This is a genomic window from Oceanobacillus manasiensis (assembly GCF_000724085.1).
Taxonomy (GTDB): Bacteria; Bacillota; Bacilli; order Bacillales; family Amphibacillaceae; genus Oceanobacillus_B; species Oceanobacillus_B manasiensis.
The window spans coordinates 67,738-85,861 of record NZ_CCDL010000006.1 but is presented as its reverse complement, the minus strand read 5'-3'; the positions used below and the strand labels follow the sequence as shown (position 1 = coordinate 85,861).

General features: G+C 39.4%; 18 protein-coding genes and 1 rRNA gene. 5 read left to right on the top strand and 14 right to left on the bottom strand.

The genetic code is table 11. From position 1 onward, the window contains the following. Together BN985_RS18815 and BN985_RS18810 are read right to left on the bottom strand one after the other, a co-directional pair. Positions 1-119: ribosomal RNA gene (locus BN985_RS18815) — 16S ribosomal RNA — on the bottom strand; the annotation flags it as partial. Positions 120-634: 515 nt separating this feature from the next. Continuing rightward, positions 635-856: a hypothetical protein gene (locus BN985_RS18810; protein WP_042225581.1), complete on the bottom strand. Its 222-nt coding sequence runs from the start codon at positions 854-856 to the stop codon at positions 635-637. A 300-nt stretch (positions 857-1,156) separates the two neighbouring features. Here BN985_RS18810 and pdaB point away from each other — a divergent pair, with 300 nt between their 5' ends. Further along, positions 1,157-1,915 (top strand): polysaccharide deacetylase family sporulation protein PdaB, encoded by a 759-nt coding sequence (gene pdaB / locus BN985_RS18805; RefSeq protein ID WP_042225578.1) that lies wholly within the window; start codon positions 1,157-1,159, stop codon positions 1,913-1,915. A 95-nt stretch (positions 1,916-2,010) separates the two neighbouring features. Here pdaB and BN985_RS18800 read toward each other — a convergent pair whose 3' ends face one another. Further along, a complete protein-coding gene (locus BN985_RS18800; protein ID WP_042225575.1) occupies positions 2,011-2,640 on the bottom strand; it encodes a KinB-signaling pathway activation protein in 630 nt (209 codons plus the stop codon). A gap of 221 nt (positions 2,641-2,861) precedes the next feature. Here BN985_RS18800 and gerD point away from each other — a divergent pair, with 221 nt between their 5' ends. Then, positions 2,862-3,518: a spore germination lipoprotein GerD gene (gene gerD, locus BN985_RS18795; RefSeq protein WP_042225571.1), complete on the top strand. Its 657-nt coding sequence runs from the start codon at positions 2,862-2,864 to the stop codon at positions 3,516-3,518. Between the two features lie 96 nt (positions 3,519-3,614). Here the strand turns inward: gerD and BN985_RS18790 are convergent, their stop codons facing one another. Together BN985_RS18790 and cwlD are read right to left on the bottom strand one after the other, a co-directional pair. Continuing rightward, on the bottom strand, positions 3,615-4,673 hold the full coding sequence (locus BN985_RS18790; protein WP_042225568.1) for an Mrp/NBP35 family ATP-binding protein: 1,059 nt from the start codon (positions 4,671-4,673) through the stop codon (positions 3,615-3,617). Between the two features lie 118 nt (positions 4,674-4,791). Next, positions 4,792-5,520 (bottom strand): N-acetylmuramoyl-L-alanine amidase CwlD, encoded by a 729-nt coding sequence (cwlD, locus tag BN985_RS18785; RefSeq protein WP_042225564.1) that lies wholly within the window; start codon positions 5,518-5,520, stop codon positions 4,792-4,794. Positions 5,521-5,710: 190 nt separating this feature from the next. Between cwlD and BN985_RS18780 the strand changes: the two genes are divergently transcribed. Then, positions 5,711-6,142, top strand: coding sequence for a DUF948 domain-containing protein (locus BN985_RS18780; protein WP_042225561.1), 432 nt, complete (start codon positions 5,711-5,713; stop codon positions 6,140-6,142). 244 nt (positions 6,143-6,386) lie between these two features. Here the strand turns inward: BN985_RS18780 and BN985_RS18775 are convergent, their stop codons facing one another. From BN985_RS18775 to BN985_RS18765, 3 genes are read right to left on the bottom strand one after another with little or no spacing between them, the layout of a single operon-like run. Beyond that, positions 6,387-6,614, bottom strand: a complete 228-nt coding sequence (locus BN985_RS18775) for a hypothetical protein (RefSeq protein ID WP_042225558.1) — start codon at positions 6,612-6,614, stop codon at positions 6,387-6,389. Continuing rightward, positions 6,598-7,062: a DUF948 domain-containing protein gene (locus tag BN985_RS18770; RefSeq protein ID WP_042225557.1), complete on the bottom strand. Its 465-nt coding sequence runs from the start codon at positions 7,060-7,062 to the stop codon at positions 6,598-6,600. Before BN985_RS18770 ends, BN985_RS18775 begins: the two co-directional genes overlap by 17 nt. Before the next feature lies 1 nt (position 7,063). Then, positions 7,064-7,558 carry a DUF948 domain-containing protein gene (locus BN985_RS18765; protein WP_052360758.1) on the bottom strand — a complete coding sequence of 165 codons (495 nt, stop codon included), beginning with the start codon at positions 7,556-7,558 and terminating at the stop codon, positions 7,064-7,066. 123 nt (positions 7,559-7,681) lie between these two features. On the opposite strand from BN985_RS18765, the gene BN985_RS18760 reads away from it, so the two are divergent. Continuing rightward, positions 7,682-8,530 carry a YihY/virulence factor BrkB family protein gene (locus tag BN985_RS18760; protein WP_042225555.1) on the top strand — a complete coding sequence of 283 codons (849 nt, stop codon included), beginning with the start codon at positions 7,682-7,684 and terminating at the stop codon, positions 8,528-8,530. A gap of 83 nt (positions 8,531-8,613) precedes the next feature. Here BN985_RS18760 and BN985_RS18755 read toward each other — a convergent pair whose 3' ends face one another. From BN985_RS18755 to BN985_RS18730, 6 genes are all read right to left on the bottom strand, one after another. Continuing rightward, positions 8,614-9,909 carry an efflux RND transporter periplasmic adaptor subunit gene (locus BN985_RS18755; RefSeq protein ID WP_042225551.1) on the bottom strand — a complete coding sequence of 432 codons (1,296 nt, stop codon included), beginning with the start codon at positions 9,907-9,909 and terminating at the stop codon, positions 8,614-8,616. Continuing rightward, positions 9,909-10,583 (bottom strand): hypothetical protein, encoded by a 675-nt coding sequence (locus BN985_RS18750; RefSeq protein WP_042225548.1) that lies wholly within the window; start codon positions 10,581-10,583, stop codon positions 9,909-9,911. The genes BN985_RS18755 and BN985_RS18750 overlap by 1 nt, the downstream gene beginning before the upstream one ends. Positions 10,584-10,876: 293 nt before the next feature. Continuing rightward, positions 10,877-12,787 (bottom strand): vWA domain-containing protein, encoded by a 1,911-nt coding sequence (locus BN985_RS18745; RefSeq protein ID WP_042225545.1) that lies wholly within the window; start codon positions 12,785-12,787, stop codon positions 10,877-10,879. 15 nt (positions 12,788-12,802) lie between these two features. Next, positions 12,803-13,675 carry an ATP-binding protein gene (locus BN985_RS18740; RefSeq protein WP_042225585.1) on the bottom strand — a complete coding sequence of 291 codons (873 nt, stop codon included), beginning with the start codon at positions 13,673-13,675 and terminating at the stop codon, positions 12,803-12,805. Positions 13,676-13,813: 138 nt separating this feature from the next. Next, on the bottom strand, positions 13,814-15,280 hold the full coding sequence (locus tag BN985_RS18735; RefSeq protein WP_042225543.1) for an ATP-binding cassette domain-containing protein: 1,467 nt from the start codon (positions 15,278-15,280) through the stop codon (positions 13,814-13,816). 64 nt (positions 15,281-15,344) lie between these two features. Further along, positions 15,345-15,968 (bottom strand): hypothetical protein, encoded by a 624-nt coding sequence (locus BN985_RS18730; RefSeq protein WP_042225542.1) that lies wholly within the window; start codon positions 15,966-15,968, stop codon positions 15,345-15,347. A 268-nt stretch (positions 15,969-16,236) separates the two neighbouring features. Here BN985_RS18730 and hpaB point away from each other — a divergent pair, with 268 nt between their 5' ends. Beyond that, the gene (gene hpaB / locus BN985_RS18725) at positions 16,237-17,691 is read left to right on the top strand and encodes a 4-hydroxyphenylacetate 3-monooxygenase, oxygenase component (protein ID WP_042225541.1); all 1,455 of its coding nucleotides are present in this window, start codon (positions 16,237-16,239) and stop codon (positions 17,689-17,691) included. Positions 17,692-18,124: the final 433 nt, after the last annotated feature.

Genomic DNA, 18,124 nt, shown 5'->3' with positions numbered 1-18,124 from the left:
CGCCGCTCATTCCACAAGTGTCACCCCCGAAGGGGATCTGCTTGCTTCCTGCGCTCGACTTGCATGTATTAGGCACGCCGCCAGCGTTCGTCCTGAGCCAAGATCAAACTCTCCAAAAAAGTTTGTACCATGTTGACACCAATCAACACGATCTGTCTTAGCTTTCGCAGAATACTGGCTTCTGCTTGTATTTCTTCGAAAAACAGAATATCTGTTTTTCCTTGACATACTAGTTGTTTTGTTCAGTTTTCAAAGAGCGATTTAAGTTTCTGTCGTTTTTTGCGACAAGATATAATTTATCATGTTTTCATTTTAATGTCAACATGTTTTTTAAATTATTTTTTGAAACTGTGTTGCGTGTTTCGTTGTTTATTGACAACAGAAAATAATATACCATACAGAAAAAATAAGTTCAATAGGAAAACGAAAAAAACTTATATTTTTTTATTCTTCGTTACCATTTCCTACTATTAATAGTAACAGAAGGTACAATACAATCGGCTTAGACCTAAGAGAGAGTGGCTTTTTCATGCTGCATTTATGCTTAATATGTCACCACCACCCCCAAGGAGGCGAAACTTTTTCTCACCATTTCCACCGTTATAAAAAAACCGCCATCTTATGGCGATTTCTATTATTGATGCTCACTCCGCTTGGGCATGTACTTCAGGCATTCCTTTTCACTGGCCACTCTACGAAATAATTGAAATAGAAGTTGGTACCTTTCTCGCATAGACCGTTTAACCTTTTGATCAATACGATGGTCTTCCAAATCCATTAGCAATTCTTCTAGTTCCCGTTTTAAAAGATACTCTACTTCCTTTTGTTCCATTTCGTTAATTAGTAACCCTAACATGTATTCACCTCATATTTCATTTTCTGTGTGCAGGTTTCATTTTTAGTCCAGTTCATTCTTAGACAAAATCTACTTTACTGTATTGCTTAATATAAACATTCGGGATTCTTGGCGGATTTTGTCGGTACAAAAAGGTTTCGTGTCTATTTTGGTAACATCATAGGATTACTATTCCCACTTTTACTCCTTTTTCATCCATATTTCTCTATTCTTTCTTTTTTAGCTATTACCGAATAAGTTCTAGAGTGGAGCCTTTATTGCATAGGATAAGGAAAGGACAAGTATTTAGGGGGGCTAAACTTGCAGCATTTTTACGTTTTAAAATTTAACAAATGGAAACGCTGGTTGATTATTGTACTGTTTGCCTTATTTACAGCTACTTTTGTTTGGTTTGAGCGGGACGGTGCATTTTCCGTTTTTTCGAGTGACACACCTGAGGCATTAACAAAAGGAAATGCGAACGAAACAAATATCGCGCTGACATTTAATATCAGTTGGGGAGAAGAGAAAGTACACGAGATTTTGAAACAGCTAGAGGACAAGCAAGTCCAGGCTACCTTTTTTGTCAGCGGGGAATGGGCGGAAAGGCATCCAGATATACTGAAGGCAATCACAGAAGGAAAGCATGAATTGGGAATGCTCGGTTATCGCTACAAAAGCTATTTAAAAATGGAAACAGATCAAATAAGAAATGACCTAAGTAAAGCAGAAGAGACATTTACGAAACTGGGGTATGAAGATATTAAACTTCTTCGCCCACCAAGCGGCCAGTTCAACAAAGATACTATAGAATTGGCAACGAACATGGGATATACAGTGGTGCACTGGAATGTAAACTCAAATGACTGGAACAATCCCGGTACTGATAGCATTGTCGATAATGTAATGAAACATACTGAGAATGGTGATATTCTCCTTATGCATGCTTCAGATTCAGCAAAGCAAACTGCTGGAGCTCTTAACAAAATTCTTCCAGGGTTAAAAAACAAGGGCTTTTCCTTTATCCCAATTAGTGAATTACAAAGCCAGGCACATGCCGAATCAAAAATCGTGGATTAGCATATAAAGTGCAACGTGATAGGTGAAGAAGCCGTACTACCATTTTAGACAGAAAAACCTGCTGTATATCATACACAGCAGGTTTTTAAATCACCTTATTGTTTTTCGCCCTTCTTATTCCCATTCGCCTCCGCCGGCTTGCCTGGGTTTATACGGTGTAATGTGAGTAATTGGTACGTATTACACACTAATAATGTCACAATCATAAGTACCGCATAGTCTGTTCCTTCAGTATTCAATCCCGGAATCCATTCTAGCGTTGTCATAACTACCATTAGAAATAAAGCTGGGATGAATGCACGCTTATTCGTTTCTTGTGCTTTAATACGAGCAACAAACCAACCGTATCCCAAGATTGCTGCAGCCATTAGGATGTACCAGAACACAGACACTTCCCCATCAGTAGCCTGGTAAGGGAAATAAACCAAGTCAAATACGACAAATGCGATTAAAAGCACTTGCACAGTTGGCCAATAGCCTCTGAATAATCCTAACCCTAAACGGTTAATAAATAAGTATGCAAAAAAACCTGTTTGGCTAATCGCACTAAATACGAGCCCGATCCCTATAAAAAAGATGACCAGTCCAAGTAACTCCATAAAATCAAACGGAGAAAAATTACTACGATAATCCTCCCATTTCACAAAAAAGCTGGTAATTAAACCGGCTAACCCTCCTAAAAACAGGGTTTTCATAAAGAAGTTCACCAATTTTCTACTATTCAAGACAACTTCCCCCTATGTATGCAAGAAAAGCACAGAGCCTCGCTGTTACACGCCACCATGTTAGCAACTTTTATAATTTCTTACATTTTAAAAATTATTGCATATGTACGCAAATGCTTACATATGTAGTTTATCACGATGGAAGACATTTTTCCTTACCCTAGCGCATATTTTTCTTTTTCGACACTCATATTAAAGGTGTGGAGGAAGGAGGATTACCCATGAACCGCTTAATATTCATTACCTTTCTTTCTATAACTGCAGTCTTTATTACAGCATGCAGTGGAGGTGGTAGTGCCTCGGGAGAAGAAGGGGATTATGAGACAACAAAGAAAATGGTTGTCGATATATTACAGACCGAAGATGGCAAGAAGGCCCTCGGAGAAATTATGGCAGATGAAAAAATGAAACAAGAGCTTGTCATCCAATCAGATGTTGTAAAGAAATCCATAAATGAAACACTTGGATCAGAAAAAGGTGCTGAAATGTGGTCCACCTTATTTAAAGATCCCAAATTTGTCGAAGGCTATGCAAAATCGATGGAAGAAGAACAAAAAAAGCTGATGAAAAGCTTAATGAATGACTCTGATTACCAAAAGCAAATGCTAGATCTTTTGCAAAACCCCCAAATTACCGACCAAATGCTCAGCACATTAAAGGGGCAGGAATTCCGCTCCCATCTCGAGGAAACCATCCAACAGACATTGGAAACCCCTACCTTTCAGGCTAAAATGCAAGACATACTTTTGAAAGCCGCAGAAAAGCAAGGAAGTGGGCAAGAAGATGGCGGCGAAAAATCTCAAGAACAAAGTGGAGCTAGTGGCGAAGGCGGCGGAGAGCAATCCGGCGGTGGTGCCGGTGGCGGTGGTGGCTCTTAAAACATCTCCTATAGTTCCATACTTTTCTATCTTATTTGCATTAAAAAACAGAGCGGTGAAATGATGCCTCCGCTCTGCTTTCGTATGTTCGTTATTTTACTCTTCCATTTTTGCGACAACTTTGGACGCAATCTTGTGGTACTCTTGTCCAATTGGATGGTCTTGTTGGTAAATGGATGGTGCAAAAACATCTTCTTCCTCATAGGGCTGCTGAAGTGGCAATTGGCCAAGCACCTTGGTGCTTAACGCCTCAGCCAACTTCTTCCCGCCACCTTGTCCAAAGACATATTCTTTTTCCCCTGTCTTTTTACTTTCAAAATAAGCCATGTTTTCTACAACCCCAAGGATTTCGTGATCCGTTTTCAGCGCCATTTGCCCAGCACGTGCTGCGACGAACGCTGCCGTTGGATGTGGTGTTGTTACAATGACTTCCTTACAGCTTGGTAATAAGGAGTGGACATCCATCGCGATGTCTCCAGTACCTGGTGGCAAATCGAGCAGGAGATAATCTAAGTCTCCCCACTCTACTTCTTTGAAGAAACTGTTAATCATTTTACCAAGCATAGGACCACGCCAAATAATTGGTGAGTTATCTTCAACGAAAAAGCCCATTGATACTACTTTTATTCCAAACCTCTCAACAGGAATAATCTTTTCTGCCCGAACTACTGGTCGCTCCTCAATCCCCATCATATCAGGTACACTGAAACCATAAATATCCGCATCAATGATCCCAACTTTTTTACCTAAACGCATAAGGGACATAGCAAGATTCACAGTAACTGTTGATTTTCCTACTCCACCTTTTCCGCTTGCAACCGCAATAAATTTTGTATCTGTATTGCCACCCATTAGCGATGCTTCCTTAGATTCTTCTACAGCCGACTGATACTTCTTAATTACGTCATCAGGCAGTTGTTCAAAACGAAGCCCCACTGTGGATGCACCATTCTTCTTCAATATGCCCACAATTTCTTGTTGTAGCTGCATTTGTTCAGCGGTATTGGTTTTTCCGATGGCCACCTTTACACTTACATGGTTCTTGTCTTCCTTTATCGTTACTTCTTTGACCCCTTCTGTTTCTTCAAGCGATCTATGTAAAAATGGATCTTTAACAGGATTTAGTAATTGAATTATTTCGTCCTTTTTCAACACAATACGTCACCTTCCCTTTCCAGCTATTGTGTATCCCTACACTCATGGCTAGTATAACATAAATTAGCCAAAATCTAAGTGATATGAATTCCTTACCGGATTAGGATTGGTCACCCTTTCATTCTTTTTCCTGTTTAGGTTCCTCTGTTACATAGCGTAGAACTCCCTCATAAATACTTGCTGACATTTGTCGTTGGTAATCATCTTGTTTTAACAATTCTCTCTCTTCTTCATTAGATAAAAAGCCAATTTCCACTAATGCTCCGGGTACCTCTGCATGCTTTAATAAGTATATTCCGTTAATTGCCATTGGCTCCCTATTGGTGTTTTCCATATTCCGAATCACTTCGGCTTGAATCATGCTTGCAAGATGTTTGTTCTCCTCAAATTGAGGATAATAGAAAGTCTGTGCGCCTCTCCACTTTGTGGAAGGCAGTGCGTTTAAATGTATCGTCAGAAAAAAGTCCGGTTCTTTTTCATGAATAAACTCAAGACGATTTCGGATATCTTGTGCCTTCCTCCGGGCTAGTCCTTTCGTATCTTCTTTTGCCAAATCCTTATCTACGTCCCTTGTTAGATAAACTAATGCCCCAGCCTGCTGTAAATAGTTCTGTACCTTTTTTGACACTTCAAGGGATATACCCTTTTCAAGTGTATTATCTTTTCCAACTGCACCGCCATCAGGCCCACCATGACCTGGGTCAATTACAATCGTTTTCCCTGACAAAGGTAGTGACCACGAAGATGCACTCCATTCCTTATCACTTTCAGTCAAAGGCAATTGAATTAAAAATACTAATAAAAGCATCCCTATTCCCCATATTATAAACTTACTTCCCCGTTTCATTTGCTAGTCCCCTTTACCGTAAATTACCTTAGCTTATTCTATGGGACAACTTGTTCGAATATGCCTTCATGACACATAAGCTCCGACTTAGGAGAAATACTATCCTTATGTCATATTTAAGGCCTCTTACGTTTCATTTAAAATAAGTAGTGGTATTATAAAAATAAGTTAATAAAGGAAGGGGAATTCTATGGATTGGCTTGGAATTGGCGTACTGGTTATTGGCATTGCATTTTTAGTATTGGTTATTGTATTAATTAAGCCATTGAATAAACTGGCAGGTGTTTTAGGTGGATTACAAAAGACAACAGACAATCTTCCGAAACAAGTAGATGACATGATGTCCCAAACGAAAAATGCTTTGCAATCCGGTAACGACACGTTATCTCAAATAAACAACCAAATTAAGGAGCTAAGTCCGATCTTCCATACAATTGGAGATGCAGGCAGAGCTACAAATCATTTATCAACATCGATCGCCGATAAAGTAATGAATGTAAAAGTAGACACCGCCGAAGGTCGCTCCTTTATCACAAAGCATGACCTAGAAGGAATTTACGGGTTAGGTACACTAATTTATTACGTAGTCCAACAACAAAAGAAAAGCGCAGAGCGCCGTTAAGAAGCGTAGCGGCTGGAGTGAATCAACTGAAATAAAGGAATCATGATGAGGAACGAATCGATGATGACTTTCACCCTCCGGGTATAAGTGCGACTACACCTCTGGTTCACACCAATCTGCAAGTCTTCTTTATTGTAGGGCGATTTACGAAGTCGCCTAGGTTCTGGCGCTCGTAGCTAGACAAAAGAAAAGCGCAGAGCGCCGTTAAGGAAAAACATTAAAAAAATCCCCAAAATGGGGATTTTTAGTTTGATACTTTTTGATCAATCTCGCTCTTAATGCGTTTCAATTGCTCATCATGTCGCTGCCCAGCCTCATACAGCTTTCTCTCAGCTTGTTTTAACCTCTCTAAAAGTGGCTTATTCTCCTCAAGGTCGTTACGCTTATCCTTGATGTTTTTAACAAACCAACCCGCTGCAGCGCCGGTCGTTACTGCTAAAATAGACAATATAGCTTTATTCATTGAATTCACGACCAGCTACTCCATCGTTCTGCGTTTTCTTTTGCTGTCTTTTTTTCTGCAACCAATAATACCCAAGTGCAAACGTACCATACGCACCACCAAGTTTATTTTTATTGGTTACATCATTTACTTCTCCCGTCTTCATCTTCAAAGAATCTGTAACATCTACTAGAGAAGATGAAAACTTCCGTGTCACATTCCCAACATCTCCCATGATATGAAACATGGGGCTTAACTGGTGCATCTTATCATTAATATCACGAAGTGTATTATTGCTCTCTTCGATAAGACTTCCAGTTTCCTTAAAAATGTTCTCCATTTGTTTCGGCATCTGTTGTACCGTCTTCTCTACTCCACTCAATACTCCAGCTAAATTATTAAGTACGTGTGCTACAAAAATGGCGATTACAATAAAAGCAACCCCGATAAGTAATACGCCGACTCCTGTTAATGTCATATTATCTTTCCTCTCTCCCTGATGGATTTACTGGTACAAGCTGCTTCTCATTTTGTAACATCAGCTCGTTCTTTTCATTTGATTTCTTTGTTTGTTTAAACATATTAAATACTTTAAGTGCTGCCTCACTCCATCTAATTGCTTCCTGGAATGGTTTTGTTTTTTCCTGCATTTCCTCATCAGACAGCTCGCTATAATTGCTTTGAATAAATTCGTTGGTCGTATTTACCGATGTCCCTACATGGTCAACGGTATCGAATACGCTGTTTGTTGCATCTAATTTTTCCTGAATATCGTCAATGGTGTTCCCGGTCTCCCGGATGGTCTCCTTTAATGGGGGAGTAATGTATTGTAGTTCTTTTTCGAATTCTCCGAGCGTGTTGCCCATTGTTTTAATGTTATCAGCAAGACGCTTTAATACAATGGCTATATAAATTGAAACTAATGCAAACGCTAGAGCGAGTAATAAAATTGCTAGATAAAATATTCCTTCCACTAAAAAACCCTCCTTCTTAATTGCATTATACCACTACCCTCTCGAAATAAAACGTGAAGCCTCTTACGATTGAATGATTAACATGATGGGTATAGGAAAAGAAACACGTTTGGAGGTTAGCATATGAAAAAAGTAAAAGCATACGGAAAAAAGTTTATAGACCAATTTCAACGGGATAATGTACCAATACTAGCTGCGGCACAGGCATATTACTATTTCCTCTCCATTTTCCCTTTAATTGTCGTTTGCTTTGCATTAATACCGTATTTTAACATAAACCCACAAGAAGCAGTGAGCTTTATAAGTAACATTTTGCCAAGCGAGATTGCAGGTGTGTTTGAAGAAAACATTATTAACCTTGTGAATACTCCAAGGGGCGGACTACTTACAGTAGGTATTATTGGTGCATTATGGTCCTCATCGGCAGGGATAAATGCTTTTATCAAATCAACAAATGAAGCATACCACGTGGAAGAAACACGTAATTTTCTCGTCGTAAGGCTCATCTCATTAGGACTCACATTAGGCATGATTGTAACACTTGTTATCGCCATTCTTGTCCCAGTCTTCGGTGATGTTATCTTAAGCTTTGTAAGTTCTTTCGTTGGATTTTCAGGAGCAATGGAAATAGTACTTCAAGTATTACGTTGGACAGTCAGCTTGTTGGCAATAACCGGATTCCTGCTTATTCTGTACAGATTTGCTCCAAATAAACGGATTCCTTTTAAGTATATACTTCCTGGAGCTCTAACTGCGAGCATTTTATGGTTGCTCATTTCATTAGGTTTTTCCTTTTACGTCAGCAACTTTAGTAATTATTCCGCAACATATGGAAGTCTTGGGGGGATTATCGTCCTCATGATCTGGTTCTTTCTTACAGGAATGGTCTTAATGATCGGCGCAGTTGTAAACGTATTGAATTACCGCGAACATCAAAAAACAAACGAAACAAAACAAGCATCCAATATGTAAGTGCAAAATCGGAGAGCACACGTTATGTTTATAATCAAAAGAAATCGGCTGGTTGCCGATTTCTTTTTTAGTTTTAGTAAAAATTAGCGTGATATAATTCCTGTCACAAAATGATCCCACCAGTTGGTTTCCTGCGGGCTCATCAACTTCCTCCACGGCTGCTCCCAAAGTTTTAATGGTGTAACAAACGTAGCATTATCACGTAGCTGTCCCTCTGGACCACCTGCCACCCAATCTCCAATTGTGACACCTTCTACAATTTCTAACATATCATCCATGTGGATACCCGTGGCTACCGTTTGTTCCTGTAACCTTCCATCAACAGTCATTTTCCACACTCTGTTTTTGAAAATAGTTCGTTCAAATAGAGTAGCAGCCCCTTCTGCCGAATCTGTGATAATGGTTAGATTTGCGTGATAGCCAGGTAGTAAGTCGATGATTTCTGCACTCTCCTCACTATCATCTGTTTCATCTAACGTTTCCTCTTCCGTTAAGGCAGGATCTTCAAACGTAACATGCAGTGGATAAATACTTTCTCCTTCAACAGATACCTCTTCTTTTGGTGAATCACTAACCTCTTCTACCGTACCTTCGAGTAGTGCTGCTACTTCTGCTACCTCAACTCTTACTGGAAAACCCTGTTCAATCAATGGTCTAACAGACTCTGCAAGCTCCCCTTTTGCATGCAATGCTGTACTTTCTACGGTGATGAGCGGGTTATTAAGTTCATGGGATAGCTCTTTTATTCTTCCTTCAAATGGGCTTTCTACCGTTATCGTATCTCCTGTTTCCTGAAGCTCCAAGATTTGTGCCTCGACTAAGGCAAGCTCGGCAGTTTTTTGGCTTAGTTCATTTTCCTTTTCTGCGAGGTATTGCTCCTTCATCAAATTTGCTTCAATAGGATCTTGCGGAAACTCTACGCGAATCTCCTCGTTAGTCACTTCAAAGGAAGGTGCCGATTCTGTATCTGTTTCAGGGATTTGATAGGCGCTAATTGTTGTAATTGCTGTTTCAATGGATGTAAGCTGACTCTCAAGCTTTGTTGCTTCTTCTAGTAAATTTGCTTCTGTTTCATAATAATTATGTACACTATAGGAAAATAGTGGATCTCCAACCGTTACGTAATCTCTCTCTTCTACCAAAAATTCGTTGAAGGTCCCGCTTTCTTCATCAAGATAAATCGGATTTTCCTCCATTGCTGCGAGCACTCCCGGCGTACTAACCGTTTCCTCTAGATCTGATTGAAAAACCTCGGACCATTCATTAATGTATGCAATACGATCTACCTTCTCTTCTTCATCTAAGAACACGAGTGAAAAATTCGTGGCTATAAATAGTAACACGATGAGCTGTATAAGACGCTTTTTCCTAAATTTCATTATCCAAACCACCTGTTAATCATAGATTGGTCCATGAATGCGAGTAAGGCTGTCAGCACCCATAAAAAGAAGTGAAACAGGAGGACATATACCCAGATATGTAGCTTTTTAATTTCTGTCATGGAGCGTATATAACGTACTTGAAACCAGATAATCCAGAATTGAAAGAGTGATATAGCACCAAAAAAGTAAATGAGCCACGAGACATCGGTGAGATAAGATGTAATGATACCAAACGAGACAGGGGATACATACCAGTCAAGACCATTGAAAACAGCCAAAGGAATCCAAATTCCCCGTTCTATTAACATTACGAAAAGCACGACCTGTTGCATGACAACTAATTTCCTATATGGAATATCTGTTAGCAATGAAAAATAAAGTGTTGGAGCAAATAATATGAACGATGCGAATATCAATCCAAATGCTAATCTACCAATGAGAAACCAAAATTTTTGTTGTTCATAGGCTATTGGGGCAACGCTTTGTGCTTCTGGTGACAAGATGTTTGTCCCCATTCCTAAATAAGCCATGTAACCGTATAGGATTAGACTAATTAAGATGAGCAAAAGGTTAACCTTCCATACGCGTTTTACGCTCTCTGCCTCTCTTATCGTTATGACATGATCATCCATGGAAAATAAAAATCGAAGAAGGTTATTTTGATAGTTCATTCGCTACATTCCTTTTCTATGTAACAATCATAGTAAATTTAAAATATTTCTTCAATTTTATCGTACAATACTATAAAAATCTATTGTTTTTGTAAATTATTGTTAGATTTTCCCGGTCCAGAAGCCATATTCCGCCAAAAGACCTAGTTGAATTACAGATTGCTTCCAGTACATACGCTAGAAATGCGCTACAAAAAATACTTCGCTAGCGGAACAAATAGAGCAAGAAAAGGCCGTGTGAATTCGAAGATTATTCCTTTCGAGTCACACGACCTTAAATAAACACTAGTTCTCTATATACTTTTCAACAGTAATTTTTTCAATAATGGGGCGAAGTGGTCCGGTAGTTCGGAGACAGCAGGGACGATGATTTTTTCTCGTCCGTAGATGTTTTTCATTAAGACTTCATCCCGCTCTTCTACTTCTCCATCGGATAAAAACATCCCTATGACTTCGATGTCTTTTTTACGCGCCTCTGTTACAGCTAGATTTGTGTCTATAATTCCATTTTGGTTATAGTTGGCTGCTGCTGGCTCGCCGTCTGAGAAAACAAGTAAGAATCTGTTTTTTTCTCGACGTTTATCCAGTTCTTTCGCAGCCACACGGATACTGAACCCATCTCTGTTATCCTCTCTAGCTTCAAGCTGCATAATCTTTGCGCCATTTTCTTTGTAAAGCGAATCCTGGAAAGAATGGATAACATGGAAGTAGTTCGGCTGATAATTTTCCTGAACGTCCATGGCATCCTCCCAGAAACCAATGATCGAATGGGGGATGTGGAAGGTTTTTAATACTTCATGAAATAGTGCTATTCCATGCCTTGTTTCTTCCATCTTCCCTTGCATTGATGCAGAGCAATCGACAAGCAATGTAAACGCCGCATCAAATTCTTTGGACTCCTGATTCTTTTTGTAGAAAACCCGTGGCTTCTCCTCTAACATGAGTGGCAATAACTTTTTGGAGAGACGTCCTGCCATGAGATCCTTTCTCGGTGAGTTCTTTTTATGCTCAATCGTTTTTTTAATAACGGTGGCAAGCTTCCGCTTATACGGCTCAATTGCGTGAAGGATCTCTTGATAGTCTTCTCGATCTTTGGCCGTTGGTTTTTCTGCTTCCTCAATTAATTTAACGGCATCTTTATTTTCTTCACCGAATTGATTCTCCGCGGAAGCTCCTTTATTATCTTCTTGCTTATCCAGGGCATCCAGCTCTGAGTAATCTTTATTTCTCGTTTGCTGGGACGAACCTTGAATGGAACCCATTGCCTGGTCTGCATCCTCTGTTTCCCTTGCTCCGCCACCTTTAATGTTTGTTTTGGTTCCTACTTCCAGTTCAAACTGCAGGAAGGTCTGTTTCCGGTCACTGTTTTCATTCTCCCTGTGCCAGGTGGAAAATTCCTCATCAATATATTCGTTATTCTCTTCATCTACTTCCTCGCTATCATCATTGGCCAGTTCGTCTGTTCTCGTCAACTCATCAAACAAGGTGTTCTTTGTATAACTCTCCAAATGGCCAACAGGGAAGACGAAATACTCATCAACCATATCGCGGTATTGATCATGTACACGATACACGACTTGTTCCGCAATGCGTGCAATCGACCTTGTGTCCCTCGCTTCAAACACTTCATACAAGAGCGACTGAATAGTAGCTAGCTGGTCTAGCTGTGGTTGCGTCGCTCTCGGAAAGCTTGGGTCAGGGCTGTCTGATTGCAAGGATAAATAGATAAGACAAAACAACTCATCAAGGGCAAACCCTCTCGTCACATGTGCTGCAAGGTCAGTTGTAAATTTATGCCGGTAATACTGGGTGCGCATGTCAAAAACACGTTTTGTCCCTGGGCGGTCTTTTCGAATTTTTTCCTCTAGCCTTAAATCCTCAAATAAGGTCATAAGTTGTGAAGAAAACTTAGGCAATCCTGCTTCTTCCACTGCCTCCAAGTATGCCTTTAGTTCTGGAAGCTTGGAAAAATGCATGGTACCTATCGTTCGTAAATAGATATCTGACTTGAGCCCACCCATTTGTAACGATGCTGGAGCCGTATCCCACGTTCTGCTTGCAGTGACCTTATTGTCTACCATATCAATATATGCCCCATAGCTATACTCGAATGTGAGGTCAGCTCTCCTTGCTAGTACGGTAGCAAGATCCTGAAGCTGACGAAATAAAAATGTATCTACTTTTGCATCATAAAAACGATACATGAATCATGCTCCTAACTAGAATAAGGTTTCGGCTAAACTCATAATGAATTCTTGCTCTCGCTCTTCATCGAGCTTTGCGGCAATGGCTCGTTGTACAGCTCGGTGTGGCGGGATAATGGAGCTTAAGTCACACGCATCAAGAATAGCCCGGATAGATGCTGCATCTTCTGAGATCTTCCCTTGAAACGCAGCTTGTACGAGATCGGCTGATAACGAGACAAACAGATCTACCATGCGTTCATCCTGTAGGCGTGTGTTGTTTTTAATAAGACTCTTCAGTTGTTCCCCTTCGATGTACGGAACATCAATGACAACAAAGCGGTTCTTTAATGCCTCGTTCAATGGTACGGTGCCGACATACCCTTCGTTAATTGCTGCAATAACACCAAATCCATCCTGGGCTGTTACGATTTCATTGGTAAATGGATTCGTAATCGTCCTGCGGTAATCAAGTACACCGTTAATTAGTGGCAGTGTCTCAGGTTTTGCCATGTTGATTTCATCAATATAGAGAAACGTCCCGTTACCCATTGCGTTCATCACAGGGCCAGGTACAAAGTCTATGACTTGTTTCTCCCCTTCATAGGCCAATGTTTTAAAACCAATAAGACTCTCTGCATCCAGATCAACAGAGCAATTGACACTATACATCGGCTGGTGAAACAGGCTTGATAGTGTTTCTGCAAATTTCGTTTTCCCCGCTCCAGTTGGCCCTTTCAACAAAATGTTTTTTCCCATACTAAGCGCTGAGATTGCATCTATTAGTAGATCCTCATTTGGTGGCATATAGCCTCCAGGTCGAATTAATTCACTCAAGTTATCCGTCGTTCTCTTCTTTTCATCTAATAATTCACTTATTTGTTGTGGTAAATCATATTGTGCTGTCATTGTCATACGTAACTCCTTTCCCTGTTATTGTACCTTTTTTGAGGAAAATTAGAAAAGAAAGGGGCTTTTTGTTAAAACAAAGCGGGAAGTTGTCCATTTCTAATTCCCCAAAATGGAAAAGAGTTTAACTCTGTATGTTTACGTTATACTTCGTAGCACTATATTCTTTGTTGCAAGAGAATCCACAAAATGTTCGTTATGGTCGACTCCTATCATGGTAGGTTCATACCTCTTAATTGAATTTATTAGTTGTTCAATGATCATCATATCTAGATAGTTGGTAACCTCATCCCAAATAAATAAGGAATGATTACCAAGTAATGCATGTGCGAGGAATACTTTTTTCTGTTCACCTGCACTCCAATGAGTACTTGATTGATCTGCAAAGCGAGAGCGTGTAAAACCTAATTGATGGAGCAAATGTAAATAAGTCTCTTTTTCATCTGCCGTGAGTTCATTCAAGATAGTGGCATAATCTTCATTAAGCTGATTTTTTTGATTTAAAACAGACAACTTGTCAGGCAACCGTATATTATAGTCGCCGGCAATTTCAAACTGACCGTTCCCAAGAATAAAGTTCAATAATGTTGATTTACCTACACCGTTTTTCCCAGTGATAAACAATCGATCCCCTGGATACATGTCCACGTTAATTGGCTCGAATAATGGCTTCCCTTCTCGTAATATTGAAAAATTTCTCAAAAAGAGAATTTGCTTTGTTGGCCGCTCTACATGAATCTTCAAACCTGCAACTTCTTCCACGTTACGTATAAGATCTTGCTTATCTTTTATTTTCTCTTCCGTTCTCTTTTTAATAGCTTTTGACCGCTTCATCTGTTTTGCGGCTAACCTTCTCTCAGCCGCATCTTTTGAGCTGTTTTCTCTCTTTTGTCCCCAAGCACCAACCCTTTTTGAAACAGCATCAAGACGATTGATCTCATTAAATAGCTTTTGATTCGTTTCTTCCGCTAAATTATCCGCGTTCTTTTTCTCAAGCTGCCATGTATCGATATTACCTTGCAAAACGTCTATGCTTTCTTTGTTAATCGCAAGGACATGATCCACAAACTGATTTAGAAAATGTTGGTCATGACTAACCACAATAAATCCTTTTTTCCGATTTAAGTACTCCCCAACTACTTTTCTCCCATGGACGTCTAAATTATTTGTCGGCTCATCAATTAATGGGAAGCAGTGTTCATTTAGAAATAATCCAATTAACAGGATTTTTGTTTGCTCCCCGCCGCTCAAAATATGAAAGTCTTTGTCCAAAATGTCAGCAGGGAGGTCCATACAGGATAGCTCAAGCTCCATTTCCCAGCGCTCAGTCAAAGGATTTACTTGAAGCAACAGCTGCTCTGCTGTAATGCTTATCGGGTCTGGATAAATGGGAAAGTACTTAAACGGAAGGGACGATTGTACAGTACCTTCATGGTCTAATTGATTTAAAAGGATTTTAAATAATGTCGTTTTTCCACGGCCATTTCTGCCAATCAAGGCTAGCTTCCAATCTTCATGGATGTTTACCGATACATTATAGAAAAGTGGTGAAATCATGGAGGGGTATTTAAATGTCATATTTTTGACGAGTATGTTTCCTGACATAGCTAGTGGCTCCTTTTACGTAACATGGCAATTCTGCTAACTCAGTGTTAAATAATTAGGCGGTTTATAAGGTCGTGTCCTCACTATTAGAGAAATCAATTTCAACCTCCAATCCTTCCCCTAGAATCTGACCATTATGGTCAATCGGTGAATCTATTTTCAGTGTTGCTTTCTCAATTTCTTCTACAGTAGAATCTTTAAGAAGAAATGTAAATTGACGAAGGTTACTCTCATTACCATACTTTTGGTTCGTTTCAAGGACTGACATATGAATAATACTACTCATAAATTCATCCGGCTGTTGAATCAATTCTCCAGTATTTGTTGATAGTTGTAGATGCTCATTATTAAAAGTAAAACCGTCTCTAAGTTCTCTGTTTAATTCAAATTTAATTTGTACATTAACCATTTCCATCAATTTATTATGATCTTCCGTTCTAAATTCCACTGTACTTCGCCCTTTTACCACTTCTGCCATTTCGATAGTTACAGCTATTGGACCCATTTCATATGTGCCAACATCTTCAAACTTTTTGTATCTGTAATATTTTCCGAAACTATGTAAACCAAACTTATGATCTTGAATAAGTGATGGGATTTGGGTAGATTCCCTGTCCCCATCATTATTACAACCACTTAATAATATAACGATTGATAAAGCTATGAAAAATACCGTTATATACCTCAATTAATTCATCCTTTAATAATGTTAAATACTACACTTTGCCGGGGATTTACCTCCCCCAACAAATGAATCGGATTATTCTGTGTCTGAAAATCTTACCATACCTATTAAAAAATTCAACTAGCTTTTACAGGTATCACGGCTTTATTTCTTCTTTGTATACGGACTTTTTCAATTTAAAAAAAGTGAACAAATAAACACCCGGTTTAATAAAATAATACAGTAAAAATATCATTACTTTATAAAAACACCTGGTTAAGGAAGTGTTATTGTGGCAGCTATTACTGGAAATGATTTTATAAAACGTTTAAATCAACTGGATACTGAAATTTGGCTGGATGGAGAAAAGGTGGAGGGGGAAATTTCTGAGCATCCAGCATTCAAAGGAATTCTTCAAACAAAGGCTTCCCTATATGATATGCAACATGACCCTGTGATTAAAGAGGAGATGACTTTCCCTCACACAGAAACAGGGGAGGCTGTTGGGCTTTCCTTCCTGCAACCTAAAACAAAAGATGACTTAATAAAAAGAAGAAAGGCAAGTGAGCATTGGGCTAAACGTACAGGTGGATTGATTGGGAGAAGCCCCGATTACCTCAATACCGCTATAATGAGTTTCGCCTCTTCTTCTCCCTTACTAAGAGGAAGAGCCAACTGTTTTCCGGAAAATATCCAGTCCTTATATGAATTGGCGATGAAAAAAGACCTTTCATTCACCCATACATTTGTCACACCCCAAGTAAACCGTTCAGAGTCATACTTAGAATCCTCTGAGGAAGAACCCATTGTAGCCCGGGTGGTTGATAGGAATGAAGAAGGGATTGTAATTAAAGGGTCACGACTCTTAGCTACTCAAGGTGGGTTAACCGACGAAGTATTAGTTATTAGTACTCCTAAATTTTTGCTAAATGAAGATGAAGCTTTTGCCTTTTCCATTCCCTCAGATACGAAGGGGTTAAAATTCATTTGCAGAGAGCAGTTTGTTGGTGGGGATTCTCTTTTTAATCACCCCTTAAGCTCTCGTTTCGAAGAGATGGATACCATTCTTGTTTTCGACAATGTACTCGTTCCGTGGAATCGAATTTTCTATTATGACAATGCTATTGTCGCCGCAGATTTCTCATACCAAAGTTCTTTTCACAGTTTTACGACCCACCAAGTCATAACCAGGCAAATTGCTAAAACGGAATTCATTTTAGGCCTGGCTGAGCTCCTTGTGCAGACTATTAACGTGAGAGAATATCAACATATTCAGGAAAAGCTGTCGGAGATCATTATTGGTCTAGTAACAATGAAAGCTCTATTGGAAAAATCGGAGAATGATGCGGAGTTGGATCAGTGGGGAGTCATGCGTCCGGATATTGTTCCGCTTAAGGTTGCCAATAACATCTTCCCTAAAATGTATCCCCGCTTCACCGAAATTATTCAATTAATTGGCGCTAGTGGCCTGGTTAGTCTGCCTACTGAAAATGCATTTAAATCGTCTATTCGAGCAGATCTCGATCAATATCTTCAAGCAGCAACTAGTAACGCCGAAGATCGAGTGAAAATATTTAGGTTAGCCTGGGACCTAACAATGAGTTCATTTGGAACGAGACAAACCCAATATGAGAGGTACTTTTTCGGAGACCCAATCCGATTATCCGGCCGCCTATACAATGCATATCGACTTGATGATTATGTGAAAGAAGTTAGGCATTTTTTAGACTTGGGAACGGAAGATTAACAAGATATCATTTGGAATTTAAGGACAAAATCAAAGGTTTCTAGTCAAGTCTGTTCTATTAGACTTTAAACATATAGACAGCGTTTATTGTTAATATGGGTTATGTTTTATCTTATAGAAAAAATGAGGTGTCCTGTTCATAGATAGTAATATGATAATAAAGGACCGTCCATGGGGGTACATGGAACGGCCTAATGTGTAAAATTCCTTCGAGGGGAAGCTGACAATTTGATTTTAAAAAGTAACCAACCCAAAGGCTTGCTAGGCGTTTAATGGGTGGTTACTTTTTTGTTGCGACAGTTATAGGTATTAAAAAGATGGACTATCTAGATGCCAGGTCTCTCAAAACCGGAGAATTTATCTTATAAACAAAAGAATGTGAAATTTTTGGGATTACTTACGTTTATCGAAAACCTATGCAATCAATAGAGAG

Bases quoted from the DNA above. Each gene is read 5' to 3' on its own strand.
- BN985_RS18740 (WP_042225585.1), bottom strand. From the start codon at position 13,675: ATGACAGCACAATATGATTTACCACAACAAATAAGTGAATTATTAGAT.
- BN985_RS18760 (WP_042225555.1), top strand. From the start codon at position 7,682: ATGAAAAAAGTAAAAGCATACGGAAAAAAGTTTATAGACCAATTTCAA.
- BN985_RS18750 (WP_042225548.1), bottom strand. From the start codon at position 10,583: ATGAACTATCAAAATAACCTTCTTCGATTTTTATTTTCCATGGATGAT.
- cwlD (WP_042225564.1), bottom strand. From the start codon at position 5,520: ATGAAACGGGGAAGTAAGTTTATAATATGGGGAATAGGGATGCTTTTA.
- BN985_RS18810 (WP_042225581.1), bottom strand. From the start codon at position 856: ATGTTAGGGTTACTAATTAACGAAATGGAACAAAAGGAAGTAGAGTAT.
- gerD (WP_042225571.1), top strand. From the start codon at position 2,862: ATGAACCGCTTAATATTCATTACCTTTCTTTCTATAACTGCAGTCTTT.
- BN985_RS18745 (WP_042225545.1), bottom strand. From the start codon at position 12,787: ATGTATCGTTTTTATGATGCAAAAGTAGATACATTTTTATTTCGTCAG.
- BN985_RS18780 (WP_042225561.1), top strand. From the start codon at position 5,711: ATGGATTGGCTTGGAATTGGCGTACTGGTTATTGGCATTGCATTTTTA.
- BN985_RS18735 (WP_042225543.1), bottom strand. From the start codon at position 15,280: ATGTCAGGAAACATACTCGTCAAAAATATGACATTTAAATACCCCTCC.
- BN985_RS18770 (WP_042225557.1), bottom strand. From the start codon at position 7,062: ATGACATTAACAGGAGTCGGCGTATTACTTATCGGGGTTGCTTTTATT.
- BN985_RS18755 (WP_042225551.1), bottom strand. From the start codon at position 9,909: ATGAAATTTAGGAAAAAGCGTCTTATACAGCTCATCGTGTTACTATTT.